The organism is Bradyrhizobium sp. LB8.2 (assembly GCF_040548035.1).
Taxonomy (GTDB): domain Bacteria; phylum Pseudomonadota; class Alphaproteobacteria; order Rhizobiales; family Xanthobacteraceae; genus Bradyrhizobium.
In genome coordinates this window covers 34,861-60,326 of record NZ_JBEPQV010000011.1, presented here as the reverse complement: position 1 = coordinate 60,326, position 25,466 = coordinate 34,861, and the positions used below count along the sequence as shown (strand labels likewise).

Annotated in this window: 26 protein-coding genes and 1 tRNA gene; 20 read left to right on the top strand and 7 right to left on the bottom strand. The window is 64.1% G+C overall.

The features are described from left to right. Positions 1-101: 101 nt before the first annotated feature. Together ABIB06_RS15795 and ABIB06_RS15790 are read left to right on the top strand one after the other, a co-directional pair. Entirely contained in the window at positions 102-479 is a 378-nt protein-coding gene (locus ABIB06_RS15795) for an Hpt domain-containing protein (RefSeq protein WP_354049731.1), read from the top strand. Positions 480-640: 161 nt separating this feature from the next. Next, positions 641-889, top strand: a complete 249-nt coding sequence (locus tag ABIB06_RS15790; protein WP_247339500.1) for a hypothetical protein — start codon at positions 641-643, stop codon at positions 887-889. A gap of 81 nt (positions 890-970) precedes the next feature. Here ABIB06_RS15790 and ABIB06_RS15785 read toward each other — a convergent pair whose 3' ends face one another. Continuing rightward, entirely contained in the window at positions 971-1,591 is a 621-nt protein-coding gene (locus tag ABIB06_RS15785) for a LuxR C-terminal-related transcriptional regulator (protein WP_354049732.1), read from the bottom strand. A 339-nt stretch (positions 1,592-1,930) separates the two neighbouring features. On the opposite strand from ABIB06_RS15785, the gene ABIB06_RS15780 reads away from it, so the two are divergent. Further along, on the top strand, positions 1,931-3,094 hold the full coding sequence (locus ABIB06_RS15780; RefSeq protein ID WP_354049733.1) for a hypothetical protein: 1,164 nt from the start codon (positions 1,931-1,933) through the stop codon (positions 3,092-3,094). Positions 3,095-3,650: 556 nt separating this feature from the next. After that, positions 3,651-4,859, top strand: coding sequence for an EAL domain-containing response regulator (locus tag ABIB06_RS15775; protein ID WP_354049734.1), 1,209 nt, complete (start codon positions 3,651-3,653; stop codon positions 4,857-4,859). A 7-nt stretch (positions 4,860-4,866) separates the two neighbouring features. Here ABIB06_RS15775 and ABIB06_RS15770 read toward each other — a convergent pair whose 3' ends face one another. Beyond that, a complete protein-coding gene (locus ABIB06_RS15770) occupies positions 4,867-5,727 on the bottom strand; it encodes a DMT family transporter (protein WP_354049735.1) in 861 nt (286 codons plus the stop codon). A gap of 224 nt (positions 5,728-5,951) precedes the next feature. On the opposite strand from ABIB06_RS15770, the gene ABIB06_RS15765 reads away from it, so the two are divergent. Then, positions 5,952-6,230, top strand: coding sequence for a PIN domain-containing protein (locus ABIB06_RS15765; RefSeq protein ID WP_354049736.1), 279 nt, complete (start codon positions 5,952-5,954; stop codon positions 6,228-6,230). A gap of 86 nt (positions 6,231-6,316) precedes the next feature. On the opposite strand, the gene ABIB06_RS38905 is transcribed toward ABIB06_RS15765, so the two are convergent. Continuing rightward, positions 6,317-6,478 carry a type II toxin-antitoxin system VapC family toxin gene (locus ABIB06_RS38905; RefSeq protein WP_502916551.1) on the bottom strand — a complete coding sequence of 54 codons (162 nt, stop codon included), beginning with the start codon at positions 6,476-6,478 and terminating at the stop codon, positions 6,317-6,319. A 395-nt stretch (positions 6,479-6,873) separates the two neighbouring features. Between ABIB06_RS38905 and ABIB06_RS15755 the strand changes: the two genes are divergently transcribed. After that, entirely contained in the window at positions 6,874-7,164 is a 291-nt protein-coding gene (locus ABIB06_RS15755) for a ParB N-terminal domain-containing protein (RefSeq protein WP_354049738.1), read from the top strand. A gap of 377 nt (positions 7,165-7,541) precedes the next feature. Here the strand turns inward: ABIB06_RS15755 and ABIB06_RS15750 are convergent. Together ABIB06_RS15750 and ABIB06_RS15745 are read right to left on the bottom strand one after the other, a co-directional pair. Then, positions 7,542-7,631, bottom strand: a tRNA-Ser gene (locus tag ABIB06_RS15750). A gap of 547 nt (positions 7,632-8,178) precedes the next feature. After that, positions 8,179-9,327 (bottom strand): ROK family protein, encoded by a 1,149-nt coding sequence (locus ABIB06_RS15745; RefSeq protein ID WP_354049739.1) that lies wholly within the window; start codon positions 9,325-9,327, stop codon positions 8,179-8,181. Between the two features lie 345 nt (positions 9,328-9,672). Between ABIB06_RS15745 and rplU the strand changes: the two genes are divergently transcribed. The 3 genes from rplU (at position 9,673) to ABIB06_RS15730 (ending at position 11,185) form a co-directional block, all read left to right on the top strand. Beyond that, entirely contained in the window at positions 9,673-10,068 is a 396-nt protein-coding gene (gene rplU / locus ABIB06_RS15740) for a 50S ribosomal protein L21 (RefSeq protein WP_247444051.1), read from the top strand. 97 nt (positions 10,069-10,165) lie between these two features. Then, on the top strand, positions 10,166-10,435 hold the full coding sequence (rpmA, locus tag ABIB06_RS15735; protein WP_007598923.1) for a 50S ribosomal protein L27: 270 nt from the start codon (positions 10,166-10,168) through the stop codon (positions 10,433-10,435). 156 nt (positions 10,436-10,591) lie between these two features. Continuing rightward, on the top strand, positions 10,592-11,185 hold the full coding sequence (locus ABIB06_RS15730) for a GNAT family N-acetyltransferase (protein ID WP_354049740.1): 594 nt from the start codon (positions 10,592-10,594) through the stop codon (positions 11,183-11,185). 3 nt (positions 11,186-11,188) lie between these two features. Here ABIB06_RS15730 and ABIB06_RS15725 read toward each other — a convergent pair whose 3' ends face one another. Beyond that, complete coding sequence (locus tag ABIB06_RS15725) at positions 11,189-12,103, bottom strand: DMT family transporter (protein ID WP_354049741.1); 915 nt, start codon at positions 12,101-12,103, stop codon at positions 11,189-11,191. A gap of 132 nt (positions 12,104-12,235) precedes the next feature. On the opposite strand from ABIB06_RS15725, the gene ABIB06_RS15720 reads away from it, so the two are divergent. The 3 genes from ABIB06_RS15720 (at position 12,236) to ABIB06_RS15710 (ending at position 15,603) form a co-directional block, all read left to right on the top strand. Continuing rightward, on the top strand, positions 12,236-12,715 hold the full coding sequence (locus ABIB06_RS15720) for a MaoC family dehydratase (protein ID WP_354049742.1): 480 nt from the start codon (positions 12,236-12,238) through the stop codon (positions 12,713-12,715). A gap of 114 nt (positions 12,716-12,829) precedes the next feature. Continuing rightward, positions 12,830-13,870, top strand: coding sequence for a GTPase ObgE (gene obgE, locus ABIB06_RS15715; RefSeq protein WP_354049743.1), 1,041 nt, complete (start codon positions 12,830-12,832; stop codon positions 13,868-13,870). Between the two features lie 98 nt (positions 13,871-13,968). Then, on the top strand, positions 13,969-15,603 hold the full coding sequence (locus tag ABIB06_RS15710) for an alkaline phosphatase family protein (RefSeq protein WP_354049744.1): 1,635 nt from the start codon (positions 13,969-13,971) through the stop codon (positions 15,601-15,603). Between the two features lie 133 nt (positions 15,604-15,736). Here the strand turns inward: ABIB06_RS15710 and ABIB06_RS15705 are convergent, their stop codons facing one another. Next, the gene (locus tag ABIB06_RS15705; RefSeq protein WP_354049745.1) at positions 15,737-16,702 is read right to left on the bottom strand and encodes a Bug family tripartite tricarboxylate transporter substrate binding protein; all 966 of its coding nucleotides are present in this window, start codon (positions 16,700-16,702) and stop codon (positions 15,737-15,739) included. Between the two features lie 194 nt (positions 16,703-16,896). Between ABIB06_RS15705 and proB the strand changes: the two genes are divergently transcribed. The 8 genes from proB to ABIB06_RS15665 all read left to right on the top strand — a co-directional run bounded on the left by proB (position 16,897) and on the right by ABIB06_RS15665 (position 25,423). Continuing rightward, positions 16,897-18,018 carry a glutamate 5-kinase gene (gene proB / locus ABIB06_RS15700; RefSeq protein ID WP_247339465.1) on the top strand — a complete coding sequence of 374 codons (1,122 nt, stop codon included), beginning with the start codon at positions 16,897-16,899 and terminating at the stop codon, positions 18,016-18,018. Positions 18,019-18,210: 192 nt separating this feature from the next. Continuing rightward, the gene (locus ABIB06_RS15695) at positions 18,211-19,506 is read left to right on the top strand and encodes a glutamate-5-semialdehyde dehydrogenase (RefSeq protein WP_354049746.1); all 1,296 of its coding nucleotides are present in this window, start codon (positions 18,211-18,213) and stop codon (positions 19,504-19,506) included. A 20-nt stretch (positions 19,507-19,526) separates the two neighbouring features. Beyond that, positions 19,527-20,171 (top strand): nicotinate-nucleotide adenylyltransferase, encoded by a 645-nt coding sequence (locus ABIB06_RS15690; RefSeq protein WP_247444060.1) that lies wholly within the window; start codon positions 19,527-19,529, stop codon positions 20,169-20,171. Positions 20,172-20,395: 224 nt separating this feature from the next. Next, positions 20,396-20,752 (top strand): ribosome silencing factor, encoded by a 357-nt coding sequence (gene rsfS / locus ABIB06_RS15685; RefSeq protein ID WP_247339456.1) that lies wholly within the window; start codon positions 20,396-20,398, stop codon positions 20,750-20,752. 94 nt (positions 20,753-20,846) lie between these two features. Next, on the top strand, positions 20,847-21,329 hold the full coding sequence (rlmH, locus tag ABIB06_RS15680; protein WP_247444061.1) for a 23S rRNA (pseudouridine(1915)-N(3))-methyltransferase RlmH: 483 nt from the start codon (positions 20,847-20,849) through the stop codon (positions 21,327-21,329). A gap of 33 nt (positions 21,330-21,362) precedes the next feature. Continuing rightward, a complete protein-coding gene (locus tag ABIB06_RS15675) occupies positions 21,363-22,694 on the top strand; it encodes a murein hydrolase activator EnvC family protein (RefSeq protein WP_354049747.1) in 1,332 nt (443 codons plus the stop codon). Further along, positions 22,691-24,049, top strand: coding sequence for a S41 family peptidase (locus ABIB06_RS15670; protein ID WP_247444063.1), 1,359 nt, complete (start codon positions 22,691-22,693; stop codon positions 24,047-24,049). The genes ABIB06_RS15675 and ABIB06_RS15670 overlap by 4 nt, the downstream gene beginning before the upstream one ends. 144 nt (positions 24,050-24,193) lie before the next feature. Next, on the top strand, positions 24,194-25,423 hold the full coding sequence (locus ABIB06_RS15665; RefSeq protein WP_354049748.1) for a divergent polysaccharide deacetylase family protein: 1,230 nt from the start codon (positions 24,194-24,196) through the stop codon (positions 25,421-25,423). The last annotated feature ends 43 nt before the right edge of the window (positions 25,424-25,466 follow it).

Here is a 25,466-nt window from a genome sequence, read left to right as displayed (position 1 = left end):
CCTGCTACCGGAACTGAAATCGGGATGCCGTAGACACGGGCCTGACGCGCAGCCGTTACGGGCCGGGCGGCAACCGAACCGTGATCGAGGCAGGCAAACCCATGTTCGAAGTCACCGTCGCGGCGGCGCAGACAGCGAACGAGGCCGAGCCCGCGCGCGAGCCGGGCGCGTACCAGGCGCTGGTGCGCGAGATCGGCGAGGACGGTGCCGGTGAAGTGCGCGACGTGTTCTGGCGCGAGACCTGCGCGCGCCTGCAACAGTTCCGCACGCTCTCGCTCGCGCAGCACCACGGCAGGATCGCGCGCGAAGCGCATTCGCTGAAGAGCGCGGCCGCAACGTTCGGCTATGTCAGGCTCGCGGCGCTGGCGCTGCGGCTGGAGATGACCGCGGAGAGGCTTGGTGGCCCCGAATTCCGCGATCTCCTGGACCTGATGGACGCCGCCTACGCCGCCGCGCGCGCGCAGGAGCCCGAGGCCTAGATTCTTATCTGACGCGTTTTCTTCACGCGAACCGGCATCCACTTCGCTCAAAAACGCTCTGACCACTCACGCGTGCATCCCCGCCGTACTTCTACGGTTTGGGATTTTCACAGAAGGCTAATCATAAGTGGCGATAGTCACCGGAAACCAGGAGGGTTTCCATGTTCACCTACGAGACTGCGGACCAGAAAGAGGTCCGTCGCTTCCGCATCGCACAGTTCAACGGCCGGATGGCGACGGTGACCGCTGGCGAGGCGACGGTGACTGGCTTCGTGCGTTCGGTGCTGGTGCAGGAATCGAGCACACCGCCCCGCTGGACCATCACCATCATTCCCAACGGGCCGAAGGAAGAGCTCAAGCCGCTGCGGCCCTCGTCGCGCGCACGTCCGTTCGCTGAAGATTATTTCTGAGTGCGATCAGGCTCCGGGCTTTATCCCGAGATTGCTCGGGCCCGGCGCTCGCCGCCGACGGGCGGCACGGCACAAGAGCCTTCAGTCGATCGAATGCAGCAGCGCCGCACGGACGAGATCCGCGGTGTTGCGCGCACCGAGCTTGCGCATCGCCTCGGCGCGATGGCTCTCGAAGGTGCGCGGACTGATCTGCATCCGAAGCGCCCCCTGCTTGTTCGAATAGCCCTCGCTGATCAGCCTCAGCACCTCGCGCTCGCGCTTGGTCAGCCGCTTCTGGCCTGACAGGCCGAGGATTTCGGCGCTCGGCACCCGCTGCGGCGCGCGCGCGGCGGCCTTCGATTCGGCGTCCTCGGCCCTGGACGCGGTCGGCAGGCCACCCTTGTGAGAACCGGCAAGCTGCTTGACCAGGCCACAAACCCGCTCGGTCTGCGCCAGCGCATTCTCCACCACCCGCTGCAAATAGGCACGGTCGCCCGTCACAGGCGCGAGCTGATCGCTGTGGTGCTTTATTTCGCCCATGTAGAGCAGGAGGGCAGTGACGGGGCCGTTGAGCTCGCGGGCGATGGCGGCGGCCATTTCGTCGGCCGCCTTGGCACGGGCGGCGTTCAGGCGGACGACATCGAGCTCTTCAGTTGGAGCAGCTTTGCTTTCGTACCATTCCGACGGCCGCGAATCAGTGGCCGTATCATTCTGTGACCCCATGTCACTGTTTAGCGGAACCCAGGCCGATCTGTGGTTAACTTTTTTCTCCGTAAGACTACGGTCATTTTGGCCGTTTTGTGCTGAAACACCGGCATAGGCACACTTTATGCTTGAGTGGCTCGATCATCCAACATGCTTAGGTTGATAAATCTGCCCAAATGCTGGGCAGATGGGCCGGAGCCTTTTAACCATTCGCATCCCCGCCGGATACCGCCGCTCCCGGACTTTACGGATAAATTAACGGCGACTTGCTTCTCTATGTCGCACTTGAGAGCGCGCAAATGCCTCCATGCATTGGGCCGGTAGGCCTGCTGGAATCGTTGCGGAAGATTGCGTGCCATGAACGAGATCGACCAGCTATCGGACTTCCTGCAGAAGCTGACGCCGCTGTCGCGCAGCTGCCTGCTCAGTGAGATCGAGCGGCTTGAGCTGTGCGGCATCGACATGCCCGGCGCGGCCGATATCCACTCCAAGCTGCGGGCCGAATTTCGCAAGGACGGATCGAGCCAGGCGCGCGCCACCAGCCCCTCGCGATATTTCTTCGCGCCGCTCGAGCTGCTCCTGATCGACGGCGCGCCCGAGCACGCCAATCTGGGGCGGATCTCGCGCAACACCCTCACCCCGATCTGGGAGTGGATCTGCCGCGACCTGCTGCCGACAATGGCGCGCGACTACATCAAGGCGATCAACGACCAGGTCGCCGCCAACAACCCGAAGGAGGTGCTGAAGATCGCATCGACCTTCCAGACCAAGGTCGTTAAGGTCCTCGAGAGCACGCTCGCATCAGTGGAGAGCACCGAGTTCGCGCGCGGCAAGCTCGCGCAATACACGGCGTCGCGCACCGCCTTCGACGACGTGAAGAAGATGCAGCATGTGCTGCGCGCCGGCGCCGCGCTGCCGAAGTTCAACGAAAAGCTGCCCGAGAAAATCGCGAAATTCGACGACGGCCTGGTTGATCAGATCACCGCACGATTAGACGCCTTCAAGAAGGCCCATCCCGAGGCGCTGCCGTTCGCGCTGACGCTGGCAGCGAGGCGACTGAAGACGTTCTGGCAATTGGTGCGCCTTGCCACCAAGGCCGCCGCGAGCAAGAGCGCCGCGGATGTCGCCGCCGCACCCTATGCCTGCGTCGTTCACATGGTGCTCGACCAGCTCGACGACAAACGCCTCGCTTTGCGTATCGCGCTTCGTCACAACCGGGTGCTGGTCGCGCGCGACCTGCTCACCGAGATCTACGACACCGAGTATGCGCTCAAGGTGCGCATCGACGGCATCGAGAATTGCGAATGGGGCATTCGCCTCCAGCAATTGATGGACGCGATCGCGGCGCTGGTGTCCGCCGAGGTGAGCCGCTTCCCTTCCAATGTCGGCCACATTCTCGGCTCGCGCCGGCTGCGCAGCCACGACACGCTCGGCGGAAAGCTGAGCTATCTGGCCTGGAAGGGACGCGATGCGATCGAAGACGGTGCGGCCGCGCTCCGCAAATTGATCGGCCAAACCTGATCCCGCGCTACTGCGCGCGCGGCAGGCACAGGAAGCGATCGAGAAATCGTCCTGACAGCACGAATCTGAACCACCAATACATTATTCGCCGCGTCGTCATTGCTGCGATCCGTGACAGCCCACCACCGGCTGCCCAGAGCAATAGCGCAGCTGCAGCAATACGCATGTGATGTGCTTCACAATGGCGCCGGCGCAGCCGGACGCATCGTCGCAGAACCGTCACGAGCGAAGCGGGAACATACGCGCATCGCGCGAAGCCCACGGGCAATTGAGGCGGCCATTATTCAATTGGGCGAAGGCGCGCGCGGCGTCGTCCAATTGCAGGACAGTGCGCGTGCATACCGCCGCACCGCACGTCGCGAAAATCTCCGTTGATTGCCGCACACCTGCGCGCGCCGCGCGGGCAGACCTAAAAACTTCTCCAACGAGATCCAGACAATTTTAGACATGATGGGTGCTTTAACGTTACCCAGATAATTCAACAATCGACTGAAGCCTTCCATATTTGAAACTGCTCCCATCGCTAACACCTGTCGCGGAACGGGAGTGGTTTGCGATGAAAGATGAAACTGTTGAACTCGCTGGACGAAGGCCAAAAACCTTCGGACGACGAAAGGTGACGCCGCGCGCATGCGTGGCCGACGGCAAGCGCCATCTGCGCGCTTTTCTCTCCGAAGTGCTGGAGGATCTCGGGTTCGTCACCACCGAATGCGCCAGCGCCGACGAGCTGCGAACGGTACTGGCGAGCGAATTGCCCGACCTGATCCTGCTCGGCATCGCTGCCGACGGCATCGAGCCAGGCATGTTTCTGGAGACGCTGGTGCGCGAGGCATTCGACGGCAAGGTTCTGGCCGTCGGCGCCCGCGAGTCGATCATCGTCAGGGCCGTGCAACAGGTCGGCGAGGAATACGGCCTTGCGATGCTGCCGCCACTGACGACGCCCTTTGCCGCGGAGACGTTGCGCGAGCGCGTCGCGATGCTGCTGCCGAACGAGCCGGCACCGAGCCCGGCCGTGCATGTCGGCGAGGCCCTGCATGCCGGCTGGCTCGAGCTTTGGTACCAGCCCAGGATCGACGCGCGCACGCTGATCCGCAGCGGCGCCGAGGCGCTGGTGCGAATGCGGCATCCGACCTGGGGCGTGGTGCCGCCGGCCTATTTCATCCCCGAAGAGCACGACCCGCATCTGCGCGACCTCTCCGAATTCGTGATCGAGCGCGCCATGCAGGACTGGCACTATCTGCTGGAGCAGCAGAGCCCGGTCGATCTCTCGATCAATTTGCCCGCGTCGTATCTGACGGAGCCGCAGGCCGTGCGCGATCTCTGCCGCCGCATGCCGACGCATCCGGCGTTCGGCGGGCTGACGATCGAGATCGACAGCGACGAGGCGATCCGCGACCTCGATCACCTCGCCGAGGTCGCCCGCGAAGTGCGCCTGCACAATATCGGCCTGTCGATCGACAATCTCGGCGCCAACTGGCCGTCGCTGATGGATATGGACAAGATTCCCTTCATCAAGCTGAAGGCCGACCGGCACTTCGTCACCGGCAGCGGCACTGACCGCCTCAAGCGCACGGTGTGCCGCCACATCGTCGAGCTCGCGCAGGGCTACGGCGCCGGCACCGTGGCCGAAGGCGTCGAGAGCCGCGCCGATCTCGTCGCCGCGAACGAGCTCGGCTTCGACTGCGTGCAGGGCTTTCTGTTCGGCAAGCCGATGCCGCTGAAGAAGTTCGCAAGGAGCACGCTGACGGTGATGGGAGGCGCGTGAGGCGGCCTCAGGCAAACCGCCGCGCGAAGAACACGCAGGCGACCACCAGCGCGGTCGCGGCAATCATGCTCCAGGCGACGGGCTCGTGCAGCAGCCAGCCTGCGAGCGCGAGTCCGAAGAACGGCTGAAGCTGCTGCAACTGGCCGACGCGGGCGATGCCGCCGATCGCAAGCCCGCGATACCAGAAGATGAAGCCGACGAACATGCTGAAGACCGAGACATAGGCGAGCCCGATCCAGGCGGGCGCGCCGACGCCGCTCCAGGTCGAAGGCCAGGTCAGGATCACGATCGGCACCATCAGCGGCAGCGCCAGCAGCAGCGCCCAGGAGATCACCTGCCAGCCGCCGAGGCGACGCGACAGCGCGCCGCCCTCGGCGTAGCCGAGCCCGCACAGCACAATCGCCGCGACCATCAGCAGATCGCCGGTCAGCGATGCGGAGCCGTCGTTGGAGAAGGCAAATCCCGCCACCGTGGCGCTGCCCAGAATCGCGAACAGCCAGAACATCGGCTGCGGCCGTTCGCCGCCGCGCAAGACGCCGAAGATCGCGGTCGACAGCGGCAAGAGGCCAATGAAGACGATCGAATGCGCAGACGTGATGTGCTGGAGCGCGAGCGCCGTCAGCAGGGGGAAGCCGACCACAACCCCGATGGAGACGATGGCGAGCGAGACGAGATCCTTCCGCTGCGGCCGCGCCTGACGAAGCAGGCCGAGCACGGCCACACCGATCAGTGCCGCGATGACCGCGCGCGCGGACGTCAGGAACAGCGCGGAAAAATCACCGACCGCCACGCGCGTCGCCGGCAGCGAGCCGCTGAAGATGATGACGCCGAGCAGCCCGTTGCCCCAGCCGCTCCCGGAAGATTGCATGTCCGTCTCGCTTGTTGGGTGGTGATCCGATCTGGAGAGGCCAGCCGGGGTAGCGTGACGATTACTCTTAAGCCTTCCGGGGCCGAACAACAAAAAAACGCGAAAACAACCCCATGCACAGTAGGCGGCGACTGCAAGATCAATGACTTACGCGGGGGCGGAGTCGGTTGACTCGTTGGGCAAAATTTCAAGAGGCCTCGGTGAGATACGAAAGAGCATCGAACTTGCTCGCCCCCGGGGATACCGGCAGCGCGGCGGCGCTCGAACGCTGGTTGCGGGAGGTCGAGGCCGCATTCGATGGACGCGTGCTCGGCATCGACAACGCCGTCTCCGACCAATGGGGTCGCATTAGCGCCATCAGATCCGTTTCGGTCATCGATGGCCTGCTCGCGGCGACCGCGTTGACGCACGATTTGACACTGGTGACGCGCAACGACCGCGACGTCGCCGGGCTGGGTGCGAGGGTGATCAATCCGTTCAACGTCGTGAAAGACAAGCGGTGATCGGAGTGTGGGCGGTGGTCGGATGCGCTGCGCGCCATGGCGCAGACGATCGTCGCCGTGGTGGGCCACGATTCGGGCGGCGAGCCTCACCATAACCTTCCGACGCCATAGGCGTCGAAGGCTTGCTCATTGGAGACAAGCACGAGATTTTCCAGCATCGCCTGGGCGATCAGCATCCGGTCGAATGGGTCGCGGTGAGGGCCGGGCAAGGCGCCCGCCACCTGCCCATGCCGAAGGCTGATCGGCAAGCCAGCGAAGCCCTGATCGGCAATCGCGTCGTCGAGATTGGCAACGATGGCGGCGACACCTACTGGCTGCTAACGAGCTTAACTTTGACCTCGTGCAAGGCTACCTGTTCGGCAAGCCCATAACACTGAAAGAGTTTGCGCGGCCGAAGCTCAACCCACGGTTATGACATCGAAATAGACGCTATCGTTGGCAGCACAGGGGATAGCAAGGAGCATCGCATGCCGCATTTAGACGCCCTCACCATCAGGCGCGCCGCATCGTTAGTGCACTGTCACCGTAACGGAAAGCCCACCGCATCGTGTCGCGGGGCGTTGCGAAACGGAAAACGACGTGATTTCATCTACAACCTACGTTTGATTCTAGAGTGGACACAATCATTTTCTGGAGGGGCAACTTGGCCAAAATCACAATTCCAGCGGCGCGAGTCCGGCAGGGCGGGCTCGTGCTTTATGCCACCGCACTAAAAGTAAAGGATTTGGTCTCGAAGGATTTCTATAGCGTCGAAACGCTTGATCCCGAAGACGCTGACGACAAGGGCTATCAGCGGCTGCTGAACACGGCGCGGGCGAAGAAGCTTGCCGACTACATTATCAAGGGACAGGACAGCCACGACGCATTCCTGCCGACGTCAGTTTTCTTGGGCGCCTCCCCGATCTGCAGGTGTGACCAAGGCTTGTGCGGGTGATCCTGTTCGCGCTCGGCGCGCCGTTCGCGGGACCGCGACGGAGCCGGTAGAATGCCGATTGAGATACTGTTCGTCGAGCCTTTCGCGACGGTGCTACTCCCCTCTACTTTTGCCCGTAGAATGGCGGGTGTACGCGACTTGGTCCCCTGCTGCGGCCATGACGTCGCGCAGCCTAAGCCGCACAGCTAACCGCAGGGCAATCCACATGGCAAAAACTTCGGAATTCTCGAAGGAAAAGAGCGAAATCATTCCGCTTCGTTCGCAATCCGATTCAGTTTCAGCCTGCATCTCCGAGCCATATGCGATTGGCCTGCAGCTAACCGGCAGCGCCCCGGTATCGCGGGCAGTGGCTGATATGCTTCCTTGGAAGGGTAGGCTGGCGGAGAGGGAGGGATTCGAACCCCCGATAGGCTTGCACCTATGCCGCATTTCGAGTGCGGTGCATTCGACCACTCTGCCACCTCTCCTGAAGGCGCCAAGTAAGGAGCAGGGCCCCTGTGGTTGGGGCGTTAATAGGCGAGGATGGCGGGCCAGACAAGGCGCGCGAGCGGAAAATCAGACCGGTTTTCCGGCCGGACCCCACGATGTCGCGGTGGCGATGGGGACGCCCCTCGGATTTCGGCGGCAGCTTGAGCGAATTGGGCGTGAACCGTTCGCCAATGACCCGGCGCGAGCCTCGAGGTGGCGCCATCGCCGCCCGAATCACCGGTCTCCCGGTAAGCCCAAAGGTGCCCCCAAAGGGAGGTGGGACCGCCAGACGCGGTAAACACTGGCGGTCCCGGTGCCGCTCATTGAAATACTGGCTGGGAAGGGCGGCTTCGCCGGCCAGGTGAGGCGACGGCTCGACCCTAGCGTGCGGCCGGTGCGCCGCAACGCAAACCGGCCCTTAACCTAACCAGTCAAGGTTACTCTGGAGCCGTTTCCGTTCCGATGAAATCGGAACGGGTCTCCAGATTCTTGTTTTGGCGCGTTTTCTTGACGCGAACCGGCATCCACTTCGCTCGAAAACGCCAGCTAGTCGGCCTTGTTGCCGTTCTTGCTCTTTTTCTTGCCGTTGTCCGTGGAATCCCGGTCTTTTCCGTTATCTTTGCCTTGGCCGCTGTCCTTGTGGCGGTTGGTGAAGCGGGCATTGCCGAGCCCGGTGCCGATGGTGAGCACGCCCCAGCGATCGACGTCCTGCATGAACGGCACTTCCGAGAGTCCCTGAACCACGCCGTCATTGTGCATCAGGATCGCGGTGTCGTGCTCGCCGATCTCAGGAATGCCCTCGATCAGGCTCGCCGGCAGGTTGAACTTGCTGCTCTCCCAATTGCCCGGCAGGTTCTGCGCGCCTTTCTCGATCGAGCCGTCCTCGTCGATCACGCCGGGACAGGCGATGCCGATGAAGGGTGCCAGCTTGAAGCCTTCCGCCTCGGCCTCCGTGATCAGCCCCTTCAGCATCTTGGTGAGCCGCTTCACTGCGCCTTCGCGCGTCGGCTCGTCGTCGGCATGACGCCACAGCTCGGACTTCACGACCTTGGCCTTCGACAGGTCTTTTGCCTTTTTCCAGCCGGTCTCGACCAGGCCGCAGCGGATGTTGGTGCCGCCGATATCGACGGCGAGGATGCTGTCATAGGCTTCGAAGATCCATGACGGCGCCAGATGCAGCGCGCCGATCAGGCCGGCTTCATCAGGATGATGGCGGATCGGCATCATGTCGATCTTGAAGTCCTCGGATTTGAGGATGATCTCGGCGCGGGCGATCGCGAGCTCACCGAGCCGGGAATCGCGGAAACCGCCACCGACCACGATCCGCTCGGTCTTGGCCCAGGCCTTGGACTTCAGGAAGCGGCGCGTGACGTAAGCGAGCTCCTGCGCGAAGTCCTCGATCGCGCTGTGCACGACCGCGGAGGCCTCGACATCGTCACCGACCAGGATGGCATCCAGGGTCTTCTTGCTGACCTCCTCCGACGGCTCCTTGCCGAACGGGTCCTCGCCAGTCTTGCGCAGCGGCTTGCGCCAGCGATCGAGGATCTCGCGGAACGCGCCCTTGCTGGCGCGGTCGCCGAGAAAGCCGTCCTCGTCCTTCATCTCGATGTTCAAACTGTCGACGTCCACCGACGGCAGCCGCGCGCCGCCGTGGGTGGCGATGCCCGTCGTCTTGACCAGCTCTTCCGTTGCCATGGATGCCCCCTCGCCCTTTGCGAACTTCGTCAGGACAACGGCGGCGGAACCGGTTGGTTGCAGCGCGGCGCGGGATTCAGCAGGGAGCTCCAATCTGGCCCAAATCCTTCAATTCCGGGCCGTTTTCGCCTGCTTTTCCTTGACTCCCGGGAGCGAGCGGCTATAAATCCCGCAACCGGCGCGGGGCGTTTCTCGCGCTGCTTGTTTTTGCGTGGGTTTTCAAAGGGATAACTCCCGCCCGCACAAAACTCGCATAAACCAATATTCGCATAAACCCGCGACTGACAAAAAGCCGGCCCCGACACTATGTCGCGAGGCCGGGAATGAACACGAAGGAAAACAACGATGTTCGCAGTCATCAAAACCGGCGGCCGGCAGTACCGCGTCGTTCCGGATGATGTCCTGGAAGTAGGCAAGATCGAAGGCGAAGTCGGCTCGATCGTGCAGTTGAACGAAGTTCTGCTGGTCGGCGGCGACACGCCGCTCCTGGGTCTGCCGACGGTCGCAGGCGCGTCCGTGGCGGTCGAGGTGCTCGACCACAAGCGTGGCCCCAAGGTCATCGCGTTCAAGAAGCGCCGCCGCAAGAACTCGCGCCGCAAGCGCGGCTATCGCGACGAGATCACGGTGCTGCGCATCAGCGAGATCCTGACGGACGGCGCCAAGCCCACCAAGGGCCCGCGTCCGAAGCGGGAAAAGGTCGTCAAGCCAGAGACCACGACCGAAGAAGCCGACGCCGCATAATTTGATCACGCGCAATCACGAAGTGATGCGTGAGAAATTGTGAAATGATTCCGTCAAGGAATTGATCTAGAAATACGTAAGATTTCGGAGACGAGCCATGGCTCACAAAAAAGCAGGCGGTTCATCGCGCAACGGTCGCGATTCCAAAGGCAAGCGCCTCGGTATCAAGGCGTTCGGCGGGGAAGTTGTGATTCCCGGCAACATCATTGCGCGTCAGCGCGGCACCACCTGGCATCCCGGCCTTAATGTCGGCATGGGCACCGACCACACTTTGTTCGCCAAGGTCGAGGGTCGCGTAACATTCCAGGCCAAAGCCAATGGTCGCACCTTCATCTCGGTGCTCCCGCTCGCAGAGGCGGCTGAATAGACGGTGGATCAAATTTGGAGTCCGCCGGGTCCCAGACCGAACCGGCGGAGTCCTTGAGATCAAAGAGATCGAAGGCTCCAGGGGAGGCGGGGAAACCGGCCTCCCCTTTCGTTTGACTTGCTCACTTTTCACTTAGTGACTTCGACGGAGCCGGACATGTTGCAGGATTTTTCGAGCGTGACCTTGCGGGAGGCGAGACCAAGCGTCGTCGCCACCGAGCGGCTGACCTTGCGGCGGCCGACCCTCGCCGACGTCAGGACCATCGCCCTCCTCGCCAACGACCGTCGCGTCGCCGAGAACACCCGCCGCCTTCCCCATCCCTATTCGCAGGACGACGCCGTCGAATTCGTCCGCGCCACCGCCGCGCTCGGCAGCGAGACCGTGTTCCTGATCGAGCAGGACTCCGGTCCGGTCGGCATGGTCGGCATCGACCGCTCCACGCCCGACAATGCCGAGCTCGGCTATTGGCTCGGCGTCGAGCATTGGGGCCGGGGCTTTGCCACCGAGGCCGCACGCGGCGCGATCGACTTCTTCTTCGAGGAGTTCGAGGACGACCATCTTTATGCAGGTGCACGCGTCACCAACCCGGCGTCGCGCAACGTGCTGGAGAAGTGCGGCTTCCAATGGAGCGGCGTCCAGCTGCATCGGTTCCTGGCGCTGGGCTCGTCCACGCCCGTCGACTGCTTCCGTCTCTCGCGCAGTGTGTGGGCCTCGCTGAAGAGCTGGAGCAGTGCAAGGCGCGTGAGGTAGGCGCTACGCCGGCGGATTCAGCTCTCCGCCGGCGCGGCCGAGATCGCGCTCACGCAGGTAGATATAGAACCCGGCGCCGATGATGATGGCGGCGCCGACGATGGTGGCGACCTCGGGAACGTTGCCGAACACGACGAAGCCGAAGATCACCGCCCAGACGATCATCGAATATTGATAGGGCACGACGACGCTGGCCGGCGCGAGCTTGAGCGAGCGGTTGACGCAGAACAGCGCGGCGACCGAGACGCATCCCGCCAGCGCGAAGATCACGAGGCTGCCTGATGTCGGCGGCACCCAGTGGAACGCCGACAGCACCGCGCCCAGCAAAAACGTGCCGACGAATTGCGACGACGCCATCACGATATCGGGCGTCTTGCGCAGGCTGCGGGTGATCAGCATCAGCGTTGCGAAAGACAGGCTGCCGCCAAGCGCGATCAGCGCCGGCAGGCTGATCGTCTGCGCCGACGGCCGCAGCGCGATCAGCACGCCGCAGAAGCCGATCAGGATCGCGGTCCAGCGCCGCCAGCCGACCTTCTCGCCGAGGAAGATCGCCGACATCGCGGTGACGAAGATGGGGCCGGCCAGATAATAGGTGATGACGTCGGCGAGCGGCAGATCGACCGTCGCGAGGAAGAAGGCGGCCACTTCCAGCGTCGACAGCACCACGCGGAAGAGCTGGAGACCCGGCCGCTCCAGATGCCGGAATTGGTGACGCTGCCGCCAGACCAGCGGCGACAGCAGCAGCAGCGCCGCGCAGGCGCGCAGAAACAGCAGCTGCCCCACCGAATAAGTCCCGACCAGGAACTTGCCCATGGCATCGCCGAACGAGAACATGAAGATCGACAGCACCATGAGTGCAATGCCGGCGAGCCGCGCCGAGCGTTCGTCATAGGCGGAGAGATTTTTGAAAAGGGGCATCGAGCGCCGTTGTAATGACGCACGCCGCCGGGACAAGCCCGCGTTGGACGAATTGAACGGATTGTCGCACTCTCCGCGTCGCGGTAGCGATAGGCTGCCCACGAACGAAAGAGCCAAGAAGCGAGCCAAGACATGACCGACTTCGATCCGGCCCGGCATCGCATGATCCCCGCGCAACGCTGGTTTGAGGATTTCGTGGTCGGCGAGCGTTTCGTGCTGCCGAGCCGCACGCAGACCAATGCGGTGTTCGCGGCGTTCCAGACCGCGAGCGGCGACACCCATCCGGTGCACTATGATGTGGAGTATTGCCGCAGCCGCGGCATGCCGCATTTGCTGGCCCACGGTTTTCAGACCTTGATCCACACCGCACCCGGCGCGGGCCTATTTCCGTTCATGGTCGAGGAATCCCTGGTCGGCTTCCTCGAGCAGTCGAGCCGATTCCTCAAACCGGTGTTCGCCGACGAGACCATCTATCCCGCGCTCGAGGTCGTCGAGCTGGTGCCGGGACGCTCGACCGGCACGGTGACGCTCAAAAGCACCGTGTTCAACCAGCGCAAGGAGCTGGTGCTGGAGGGCACGCAGAAATTCCTGATCCGGCGGCGGCCGCTCTGACGTCGTCCCGGACCTGGTCTTGCGGTTAAGCAAGGCCCATAAATCGCCGAATTTCGGCCGATTTGCGGGTCCATCCGGGTTGCCGCGCGGGACCGGCTGGCCTACCTATGGCCGATGAAATTCCTCGACGAAGCAAAGGTCTATATCCGCTCCGGTGACGGCGGAAACGGCTGCGTGGCGTTCCGCCGCGAAAAATTCATTGAATTCGGCGGTCCCTCCGGCGGCAATGGCGGCCGCGGCGGCAATGTCATCATCGAGGTCGCAGACGGCCTGAACACGCTGATCGACTATCGCTACCAGCAGCACTTCAAGGCCCAGAAGGGCGAGAACGGCGCAGGCTCGGACCGCCATGGCGCCAATGGCAAGGCGATCGTGCTGAAGGTTCCCATGGGCACGCAGATCTTCGACGAGGATCGCGAGACCATGATCCACGATTTCACCAATGTCGGCGAAAAATTCGTGCTGGCCGAGGGCGGCAATGGCGGCTTCGGCAACGCGCATTTCAAGACCTCGACCAACCGCGCGCCGCGCAATGCCAATCCCGGCCAGCCCGGCGAAGAGCGCTGGATCTGGCTGCGGCTGAAGCTGATCGCGGATGCCGGCCTCGTCGGCCTGCCCAATGCCGGCAAATCGACCTTCCTCGCCAAAGTCAGCGCGGCCAAGCCGAAGATCGCCGACTATCCTTTCACCACGCTGCATCCGCAGCTCGGCGTCGTGAATGCCGATGGCCGCGAATTCGTGCTGGCGGACATCCCCGGTCTGATCGAAGGCGCGCATGAAGGTGTGGGTCTCGGCGACCGCTTTCTTGCCCATGTCGAGCGCTGCCGCGTGCTGCTGCATCTCGTCGATGCGACTTGCGAGCATGCCGGCAAGGCCTACAAAACGGTGCGAACGGAGCTGGACGCCTATGCCGGGCAGCTCACCGACAAGATCGAGATCGTGGCGCTGAACAAGATCGACGCGGTCGAGCCGGACGAGTTGAAGAAGCAGAAGGACCGGCTGAAGCGCGCCGCCAAGAAGACGCCGCTGCTGCTCTCCGCCGTCACCGGCGACGGCGTGAAGGAAGCGTTGCGCGCATTGGCGGATGTGATCGGCGAAAGCCCGGTCTCCGCCAAGGCGAAGAGCGCGGCCGAAGCCGAGCCGTGGTCAGTTTGATCTGGTCGGTCTGATCCGGTCGACCTGATCCCCCCCTGCTTGTCTTCGCTGACGCCATAGCGCAGCATCGAACAATCAAGACACGGCGGGGATGACGCATGGCGCGCGCGAAGAACGTTCTCTGGATCATGTGCGACCAGCTTCGCTATGACTATCTCGGCTGCACCGGCCATCCCACGCTGAAGACACCAAACATCGACGCCATGGCGAAGCGCGGCGTGCTGTTCAGCAAGGCCTATGTGCAGTCGCCGATCTGCGGCCCCTCGCGGATGTCGTTTTACACCGGGCGCTACATGCGCTCGCACGGCTCGCACTGGAACGGCTGGCCGTTGCGCGTCGGCGAGCCCACCCTCGGCGATCACCTCAAGAAGCTCGGCGTACGCAACGTGCTAGTCGGCAAGACCCACATGGCACCCGATCTCGAAGGCATGAAGGCGCTCGGCATCCCGCCGGAATCGGTGATCGGCGTGCACGTCGCCGAATGCGGGTTCGAGCCTTATGAACGCGACGACGGCCTGCATCCGACCGGCCGTCCGCGTCCGAGATACGACGAATATCTGCGCCAGCAGGGTTTTGAAGCGACCAATCCCTGGGAGCATTGGGCCAATTCAGGTGCGGCGGAAGACGGCTCCTTGCAAAACGGCTGGCTGCTCGTGCATGCCGACAAGGCCGCGCGCGTGCCGGACGAACATTCCGAGACGCCCTACATGACGCGCCGCGCGATGGACTTCATCAGCGAGGCCGAAACCGACGGCAAGCCGTGGTGCCTGCATCTTTCCTACATCAAGCCGCACTGGCCCTACATCGCGCCCGAACCTTACGCCAGCATGTATTCGCCGGATGACATGATCCCGGTGATCCGCTCCGAGCGCGAGCGCCAGAATCCGCATCCGGTGTTCGGCGCCTATATGGACATGCGCTACTCCCGCAACATGGCGCGCGACGAGGCCCGCGAGAAAGTGATCCCGACCTATATGGGCCTGATCACCCAGATCGACGACCAGATGGGTGTGCTGATGAAGTTTCTGGAGGAGCGCGATCTCGTGGAATCCACCATGATCGTGTTCACCTCCGATCACGGCGACTATCTCGGCGATCACTGGATGGGCGAGAAGGATCTGTTCCACGAGCAGTCGGCCAAGATTCCGCTGATCATCATCGATCCCTCGAAGAAAGCCGGCGCGACGCGCGGCACGCGCAGTGACGCGCTGGTCGAAGCCATCGATCTCGCGCCGACCTTCGTCGATTATTTCGGCGGCAAGGTGCCGGGCCACATCCTCGAAGGACGCTCGCTGCTGCCGCTGCTGCGCGGGCCGACTCCATCCGACTGGCGCAAGGTCGCCTTCTCCGAATACGACTATTCCATGCAGGATGTCCGGCTGAAATTGAACCAGCCGATCGAACGCTGCCGCCTGTTCATGGTGTTCGACGGCCGCTGGAAATACATCCATGCCTCCGGCTTCCGCCCGATGCTGTATGACCTCGAAACCGATCCGGAAGAGTTTCTGGATCGCGGCGACGACCCGGAGTGCGCCGGCATCATCGCGCGATTACAGGCGGAATTGTTCGACTGGGCGCTGCATCCCAACGACCACATCACCACACCCCGCGAGAAGATCGCGAACTATGCCGACAACCAGCTTCAGGTGAAGGGCGGCATCCTGATCGGCATCTGGGACGAGAAAGAACTCGCGTCGATCAAGGACGGCATCGAACAGCGCGCGAAGTTGTAATCCTCATGGTGAGGAGGCGCGAAGCGCCGTCTCGAACCATGCAGGCCCGGCTCTCGCACCTCGGCCTGCATCCTTCGAGACGCGCGCAAAGAGCGCGCTCCTCAGGATGAGGGGAGAAATCGCGCTACGCTTCTCAATTCTCGATCTTGTACCCCGTCGCCTTGACGATCGGCTGCCAGAAGGCGGTGTTCGCGGCGAGCTCCTTGGTCAAGCCATCCGCACTGCTGCCAACCGGGATCAGTCCAATGGCTGTCAGCTTCTCCTTCACCTCGGGCTTGGCGAGCGCGGCGCTTGCGGCCGCGCCGAGCTTGCTTGCGAATTCCGGCGAGCTGCCGGCGGGAAGCCACATGCCGTACCAGGCGTCCGCGACGAGATCGATGCCGCTCTCCTTCAGCGTCGGGACGGTGGGCGCGAACGGCGAGCGTTCCGCACTCGCGACCGCGATGATCTTCACGCCCTTGGCGCGATGCTGCGGCAGCGCGTCGGCCAATGTGGTGATGCCGAACGAGATGTGGCCGCCGATGATGTCATTGAGGATGGGCGCGCTGCCCCGATAGGGCACCCGCGTCATGGGAATGCCGAGATCCTTCTCGAGCTTGGAGCCCATGAAATGCGGAATGGTGCCATTGCTCGGCACGCCGAACGACGTCTTGTCCGGATGCGTCTTCAACCAGCCGACAAATCCCTTGAAGTCGGCGGCATCGATCCCCGGGCCGATCACGACGGCGAATTCGAACCGGGCCAGCAGCGATACTGGGACGAAATCCTTTGCAGTATCGAAGCTCGGCGTCGCCTCCACCATCGGCAGCAGGTACATCGTGGGGCCGGTCGTCACCAGCACCATGCTGCCGTCGGGGCTGGCCCCCTTCACCGCCTTGATGCCGATCAGGCCGTCGCCGCCGGTGCGGTTCTCGACCACGATGGTCCGCTGCAGCGCCGGCGCCATCTCCTGCGCGATCAGCCGGCACAGCGTGTCGCCGCCCGCTCCCGCCGCGAACGGGAAGATCATTTTCGTCAGCCCGGCCTGCGCTTGCGACCCGCCCGCTTGTGCCAGCAGCGGCAACCCCAGGCATCCGGCGATGAAGTTGCGGCGATCCATTGGTTTCCTCTTTGAGCCCATTATCGTTGGCGACAATTAGAGCCAGACAGGCGCCCCCGACAAGCGGCGTTTACCGGGCCTGCCGCCTTGCGCCGGCCATCGTCCTGCTGCAAAAGCAGGCCTTACCGGCGCCGCTCTCCGCTCCGCCGTGTCCGATGCAGAGCAATCCGTCACACGCGCCAACACATACACTCATGGCCAGCCCCGAACTCAGTCAATTCCGCCGCATCGTCGTCAAGGTCGGCTCCGCGCTGCTGGTCGATTCCGACAGGGGCGAGGTGCGGGCGTCCTGGCTCGCCGCACTCGCCGACGACATGGCCAAGCTGCACGGCGAGGGCCGTGACGTGCTCGTGGTCTCCTCGGGCTCAATCGCGCTCGGCCGCAGCCGGCTCAAACTGCCGCGCGGCCCGCTGAAGCTGGAGGAGAGCCAGGCCGCGGCAGCCGTCGGCCAGATCGCGCTGGCGCGGATCTGGTCGGAGGTGCTCGGTGCCCACGGCATCGGCGCCGGCCAGATTTTGGTGACGCTTCAGGACACCGAGGAGCGCCGCCGCTATCTCAACGCGCGCTCCACCATCGGCAAGCTCCTCGAGTGGCGCGCGATCCCCGTGATCAACGAGAACGACACGGTCGCCACCAACGAGATCCGCTACGGCGACAACGACCGCCTCGCCGCGCGCGTCGCCACCATGGCGAGCGCGGATCTGCTGGTGCTGCTGTCCGATATCGACGGGCTCTACGATGCCCCGCCGAAGAACAATCCGAACGCCAAGCTCATTCCCGTCGTCGACAGCATCTCGTCGGAGATCGAGGCTGTCGCCGGCGACGCCGAGTCCGAACTCTCCCGCGGTGGCATGCGCACCAAGGTCGAGGCGGCGAAGATCGCCACCACCGGCGGCACGCATATGCTGATCGCCTCCGGCAAGATCGAGCATCCCTTGCAGGCAATCGCCGATGGCAGCCGCTGCACCTGGTTCCTGACGCCCGCCAATCCCATCACCTCGCGAAAACGCTGGATCGCGGGTTCGCTGGAACCGAAGGGCACGCTGACCATCGACGCCGGCGCAGTCGCCGCGCTACGTGCCGGCGCCAGCCTGCTGCCGGCCGGCGTGATCAAGGTCGAGGGCCAGTTCGCCCGCGGCGACGCCGTGATCGTCCGAGGCCCCGACACCAGCGAGGTCGGCCGCGGCCTGATCGCCTACGATGCCGACGACGCCGAGCGGATCAAGGGCCGCTCTTCCCCGGACGTGATGGCCATCCTCGGCATCAGCGGGCGGTCAGAGATGATCCACCGCGACGATCTGGTGATGGGCGGGTAGACCGGCAGGCATCCACGTTCTTGCAGGCGACGGCCGAGGCGTGGATGGCCGGCAAGCCCTGCCATGATGCCGGAGCTAGGCCATTGACCGAGCTGTCGTCCGGCACGTGAAGCCCTGCCATACCCTCCCGACCCTTCGCAAAAGCGGGATTTCCGTGCTAGGACACCGCCTTAGCAGAAGGTTGAACGAGCTATGGCCGCCCCCCTCAAAGCCATCGACGGCAATGCCGATCTTCAGGCGCTGATGACCGATCTCGGTACCCGTGCCCGCGCTGCAGCGCGCGTGCTGGCGCTGGCGCCGCCGGAGCAGAAGAACCGGGCGCTCGAAGCCATGGAGCGGGCGATCCGCGCGAACTCTGCCGCGATCCTCGCCGCCAACGCCGAGGACGTCACTGATGCCCGCGCCTCCGGCAACGCCACCTCCTCCTTCATCGACCGCCTGACGCTGACGCCGGCGCGGGTCGAGGGCATGGCCGAGGGGATCGGCATCGTGCGCGGCATTGCCGATCCGGTCGGCATCGTCACCGAGAGCTGGCAACGGCCGAACGGCATGACCATCGAGCGCGTACGCGTGCCGCTCGGCGTCGTCGGCGTGATTTTCGAGAGCCGGCCGAACGTTGCGGCGGACGCCGGCGTGCTGTGCCTGAAGTCCGGCAATGCCGTGATCCTGCGCGGCGGCTCCGACAGTTTTCGCTCCTGCCGCGCCATCCATGAATGCCTGGTGCAGGGCCTGCGTGAAGCCGGCCTCCCCGAAGCCGCGATCACGTTGGTGCCGACGCGCGACCGCACGGCGGTCGGCATGATGCTGTCGGGATTGAACGGCGCCGTCGACGTGATCGTGCCGCGCGGAGGCAAGAGCCTCGTCGCGCGCGTCGAGCAGGAAGCGCGCGTGCCGGTGTTCGCGCATCTCGAGGGCGTCAACCACGTCTATATCGATGCCAGCGCCGACCTCGCCATGGCGAAGTCGATCGTGCTCAACGCCAAGATGCGCCGCACCGGCGTCTGCGGCGCGGCCGAGACGCTGCTGGTCGATCGCGCTGCTGCCGGCACAAAGCTGAAGCCGCTGGTCGAGATGCTGATCGAGGCGGGCTGCGAAGTACGCGGCGACGACGCCGTGCAGAAGACCGATGCGCGCGTCAAGGCTGCGAGCGCGGAGGATTGGGACACTGAATATCTCGACGCGATCATCGCGGCGAAGGTGGTGGACGGCGTCGACGGCGCGATCGCGCATATCCAGAACCACGGCTCGCACCATACCGATGCGATCGTGAGCGCGGACGAGACCGCTGCGAAGAAATTCCTGAGCGAGGTCGATTCCGCGATCGTGCTGCACAACGCTTCGACGCAGTTCGCCGACGGCGGCGAGTTCGGCTTCGGCGCCGAGATCGGCATCGCCACCGGCAGATTCCATGCCCGCGGCCCGGTTGGGGCGGAGCAGCTGACGAGCTTCAAGTATCGCATCCACGGCACCGGGCAGACGCGGCCGTAAACGACGCGGGGCGCGGGGCATTGAGCAACAATTTCGTCGCGCCACGTTCCTTCGCGCAGGCCATACCAACCCACACTTCGGGCATGCGCATCGGGCTGCTCGGCGGCTCGTTCAATCCGCCGCACCAGGCCCATCGCGCGATCAGCCAGTTCGCGCTGAAACGCCTTCAGCTCGATCGCGTCTGGTGGTTGGTGACGCCAGGCAATCCGCTGAAGGAGAACGGCACGCTGCATGAGCTCGGCCGGCGCATGCAGGCGGCGCGCGAAATTGCCGACGACCCCAGGATCGAGGTGAGCTGTCTCGAATCCGTCATTCGCACGCGCTATACTATCGACACCATCAACACCTTGCGCCGCCGTCTCTCCGGCCTGCGCTTTGTCTGGATCATGGGCGCCGACAACCTCGCTCAATTCCATCGTTGGCAGCACTGGCAGCGCATCGCCGGCCAGGTGCCGATTGCGGTCATCGATCGCCCACCGCAGAGTTTTCGCGCGCTCGCCTCTCCCGCCGCCCAGGCGCTCAAGCGCTACCGCGTGCCCGAGAATGAGGCAGCATTGCTTGCGGACCGGGCTGCGCCGGCGTGGGTCTTCCTGACCGGAATGAAGCTGAATCTCTCTTCGACCGGCTTACGGAACCCGGACGGAAGCTGGAAAGGTACGAAGTGAGTCAGACTCTGCGGAGGTCGTTGTCAACTTCGGGCTCTCTGGCATATTGAAACCCTTAACCCCACATGATGTAGTGTAACCAGTGAGCGTCGGATTCGGCGTTCGCGATACAGTGAAAGGAATGGTCCCTGGCCACATCTGTATTGTCCAAGTCAGCTTCGACGAAGTCTGTTTTACCCAAGGTTGCCAAGCCGGCGCGTAAAACATCGACCAAAGCTGCAGCCTTGAAGGCGCAACCCGACGCCGACAAGACGCTGAGCCTGATCCTCTCCCGCCTCGACGACATGAAGGCGGAAGAGACGGTCACCATCGACCTTCGCGGCAAATCGGCCTACTCCGACTACATGATCGTCACCACCGGCCGGGCCAACCGGCACGTCGGCGCGATCGCGGAGAACGTCGCCAAAGGCCTCAAGGAAAACGGCATCAAGAACATCCACGTCGAGGGCTTGCCCAATTGCGACTGGGTGCTGATCGATTCCGGCGATGTGATCGTTCACGTGTTCAGACCCGAGGTCCGCGAGTTCTACAATCTCGAGAGATTGTACACGCAGGGCCCAGGGGCGGCGAAGGCGATCTAGAGGCTCTGGCCGATTTCGAATCGGCTGACGCGCATGCTAGCGTCGTGCGCGCGCAATTTGCGCGCGGTCTTGAAAACGCTACCTTGAAGCTATCATGCGTGTTGCTGTCATTGCGGTGGGCCGGCTGAAGCAGGGTCCCGAACGGGAGCTTGCCGACCGCTATTTCGAACGATTCGACGAGGTCGGCCGAAAGCTCGGATTCCGCGAGCTCGCCATCCACGAATTGCCCGAAAGCCGCGCACGCGACACGGCGACGCGGATGGCCGAAGAGGCCGCGGCGATCTCCGCGCATATTCCCGAGAAATCGATCCTGGTGGCGCTGGACGAGCGCGGCCAGAATCTGGATTCCACCGTATTCGCACGGCATCTCGGCCGCTGGCGCGACGAGGGGGCCGGTCATACTATCTTCATGATCGGAGGGGCGGACGGACTTTCGCCCGAATTGCGCCGTAAGGCTAAGCTCGCGATCGCGTTCGGCTCTGCGACCTGGCCGCATCAAATGGTCCGCGTCATGCTTCTGGAACAGCTTTATCGGGCCGCCACCATTCTGGCCGGCCACCCCTATCACCGCGCATGATGCGCGCTACAACGAGCACCTTTGCCTAAAGCGATGCGAGCGCCGATTCTCAACCTGCTGCTGATCGCCGGCGTGACCGGCGCAAGCCTCGCGCAAGCTCAGACGCAAGGTCAAACAATTGCGCCGCAGGCTGCGGCCATCTCGCCCGATGCGATCAAGCAGCGCGAGCAGGAGCTCGAGGCCGCCCGCGCAAGCAAGAAGAGCGCGGAGGAAGCGCAGGCCAAGCTCAAGACCGAGATCACCTCGCTCGGCCAGGACCGCACCCAGCTCAATCAGCAATTGATCGACACCGCCGCCAATGTGCGCACCGTCGAGACCAAGATCGACGAAGCCGAAGCGCGGCTGCGTTCGCTGAACGGCCGCGAGCAGGCGATGCGCAGCTCGCTCGATTCGCGCCGCGCCGACATCGTCGAGGTGCTGGCGGCCTTGCAGCGCGCCGGAAGGCGGTCGCCGCCGGCGCTGCTGGTGCGGCCCGAGGACGCGCTGCAATCGCTGCGCACGGCGATGCTGCTCGGCGCCGTCGTGCCGGAATTGCGCGGCCGCGCCGAGAAGATCGCCGGCGAGCTCGGCGAGCTCGTGTCCTTGCGCAAGACCATCGCGACCGAACGCGACCAGCTCGCCTCCGACCGCGACAAGGTCCGCAACGACCAGACCCGGCTCACCGCCTTGGTTGACGAGCGGCAGCGCCAGCAGGCGTCGCGTGAAAAGGACCTGGACGCCGAGAACTCGCGCGCCATCACGCTCTCAAGGCAGGTCGGCGATCTCCAGGGGCTGATCGCCAAGATGGAGCAGGAGCTGCAAAGCGCCGCAAAGGCAGCCGAGAAGGCAGCTGAGGCCGCCAAGCAGGCCGAGGCAAAGGCCGCCGCCAACGCCAAACCCGGCCCCGGCGCTTTCAAGGACCGGTCCCGGACCACTCCCGCGATGGCCTTCGCCGCCGCCAAGGGCCTCCTGCCTCTTCCGGTTAACGGTAACAAGATCAGGGATTTTGGCGGTTCCGACGGGCTCGGCGGGGTCCAAAAGGGCATTTCGCTGGCAAGTAAGCCCGGCTCCCAGGTCACGACGCCGTGTGACGGCTGGGTGGTCTATGCCGGCCCGTTCCGCAGCTATGGACAACTCTTGATCCTCAATGCCGGGGGCGGGTATCATGTCCTGATCGCCGGGATGGAGCGCATTTCGGTAAACATCGGACAGTTTGTCCTCACGGGGGAGCCTGTCGCGTCCATGGGGTCGACCTCTCAAGTCGCCTCCATTCTCGCCACGAACGCGAGTCAACCTGTGCTGTATGTCGAGTTCCGCAAAGACGGCACTCCAATCGATCCAGGCCCATGGTGGGCCGCAAATGAAGGCGAGAAGGTTCGCGGATGATGCGCAAGACTTCAGTTATCCTCCTCAGCGCGGCCACCGGTGCGGCGCTGACGCTGTTCGTGACCCAGCCGCGCGCGGTCTTCATGGGCTCCAGCGCACGGGCCGCCACCGCGGACACCTATCGCCAGCTCAACCTTTTCGGCGACGTCTTCGAGCGCGTGCGCTCGGACTATGTCGAGAAGCCCGACGACACCAAGCTGATCGAATCAGCCATCAGCGGCATGCTCACCGGACTCGATCCGCATTCGAGCTACATGGACGCCAAGAGCTTCCGCGACATGCAGGTGCAGACCCGCGGTGAGTTCGGCGGCCTCGGCATCGAAGTCACGATGGAAGACGGCCTGATCAAGGTGGTCTCGCCAATCGACGACACGCCTGCCTCGCGCGCCGGCGTCATGGCCAACGACATCATCACCAGTCTCGACGACGAAGCGGTGCAGGGCCTGACCCTGAACCAGGCGGTCGAGAAGATGCGCGGCCCGGTCAACACCAAGATCAAGCTCAAGATCATCCGCAAGGGCCAGGACAATCCGATCGACGTCACGCTGGTGCGCGACAACATCCGCGTCCGCTCGGTGCGCGCCCGCATCGAGGCCGACGACATCGCCTATATCCGCATCACCACCTTCAACGAGCAGACCACCGAAGGCCTGAAGCGCGAGGTCGCCAACCTCTCGAATCAGATCGGCGACAAGCTGAAGGGCTACGTCATCGACCTCCGCAACAACCCGGGCGGCCTGCTCGAGGAAGCGGTCACCGTCTCCGACTCCTTCCTGGAGAAGGGCGAAATCGTCTCGACCCGCGGCCGCAACGCCGATGAGACCCAGCGCCGTACCGCGCATGCGGGTGACCTCACCAAGGGCAAGCCGGTCATCGTGCTGGTCAATGGCGGCTCGGCCTCGGCGTCGGAGATCGTCGCCGGCGCGCTGCAGGACCACAAGCGCGCGACCATCGTCGGCACGCGTTCGTTCGGCAAGGGCTCGGTGCAGACCATCATTCCGCTCGGCTCGGGCAACGGCGCGCTGCGTCTGACCACGGCGCGCTACTACACGCCGTCGGGCAAATCGATCCAGGCCAAGGGCATCGTGCCCGACATCGAAGTGCTGCAGGACGTGCCGGACGAACTGAAGTCGCGCACCGACACCAAGGGGGAGGCTTCGCTGCGCGGCCATCTCAAGAACGACGGCGACGAGAAGACCGGGTCGCAGTCCTACGTGCCGCCGGACGCCAAGGACGACAAGGCGCTCAAGCTCGCCGACGATTTGCTCCATGGCATCAAGAACAGCGCCTCCGCGGCGCCCACGCCGGGCGGCGACAACAAGACCACGGCCGACAAGCCCAAAGCGGCAAACTAGGTCGGCGCATCGCGATCTGACGGAAAGGGCGGCTCACGGAGCCGCCCTTTTTGCGTGGAACGCCAGACACCCCCGGCCTATCCCGGCCTGCCGCCGCTTGACCCCGCCGTGGTATCGTCATGGGTGAGTGATTCGGGATCGCGCATGACTGAAACGGCCGATGATCTGAGCGCCCCGCTCGGACAGGATAAGCCGCGCCGGAAACACCGGCGGCGGCTGCCGTTCACGGCCATGCAGGCGCTTGCGATGCTGCTCGGCCTGTTCCTGGTCGCTTTTGCCGGCTTCGCCATCTTCAACAAGGATCCGCTCGGCGGCGAGCCGATGACGCGGCTCGCGATCCGCGAGCCCCAAGCCACGGACAAGGCCAGCGACGAGAAGCCGGCCGCTTCCGGCCACGGCCAGGAAAGCAAACAGGAAAGCAAGCACGAGACCAGGGAAGCGCCGAAGCAGGCGGGCGAGCAGAAGACCGTCACCATGATCGACGGTTCCACCGGCACGCGCCAGGACGTGGTGATCGGCGGCAGCGATCCCGCCGACAAGGGCGGAGCGGCCTCCGCACCGCCGCCCGTCATGACCGGGATCGACCCAAAACTCCTTGAGAAATCACGCTACGGCATGATCCCCGTGGTTGCCGGGGATCTGAAACCCTTCAACGTCTATGCGGCGGATGCCGACCGCGCCAAGGCCGCCAAGATGCCCGTGGTTGCGATCCTGATTGGCGGCCTCGGCGTCGGCGCAGCCAAGACCACCGATGCCATCATGAGGCTGCCGGCGGCGGTGACGCTGGCCTTCACGCCTTATGGTTCCGATCCAGGAAAACTCGCCGAGCGGGCCCGCGCCCAGCGCCACGAGATCTTCCTCCAGATCCCGATGGAGCCCTACGACTTCCCCGACAACGATCCGGGACCGCAGACGCTGCTGACCTCGCTGAGTGCCGACCAGAACATGGACCGCCTGTACTGGCATCTGAGCCGGATGCAGGGCTATGCCGGCCTCACCAATTTCATGGGGGCCCGCTTCATCGCCACGGAGCCGGCGATGCAGCCGATCATCCGCGAGGCGGCCAAACGTGGCCTCGGCTTCTTCGACGACGGCTCCTCGCCCCGCAGCATCGCGCCCCAGGCCGCGGCAAGCCAGGCGATGCCGTTCGGCAAGGGTGACATCGCGATCGACGTGGTGCCGACCCCGGCCGAGATCGACCGCGCCCTGAACAAGCTCGAAGCGGCGGCGCGCGAGCGCGGCGCGGCCGTGGGCACCGCCTCCGCCCTCCCGGTCTCGATCGAGCGCATCGGCGCCTGGACCAAGACATTGAGCGACCGAGGTATCCTTTTGGTGCCATTGACAACCGCGATGCTGAAATCAAAATCCAGCTAAATCAACGGATTGGTACGGCGCGGGTCCTGCGGGGCCGGATCAA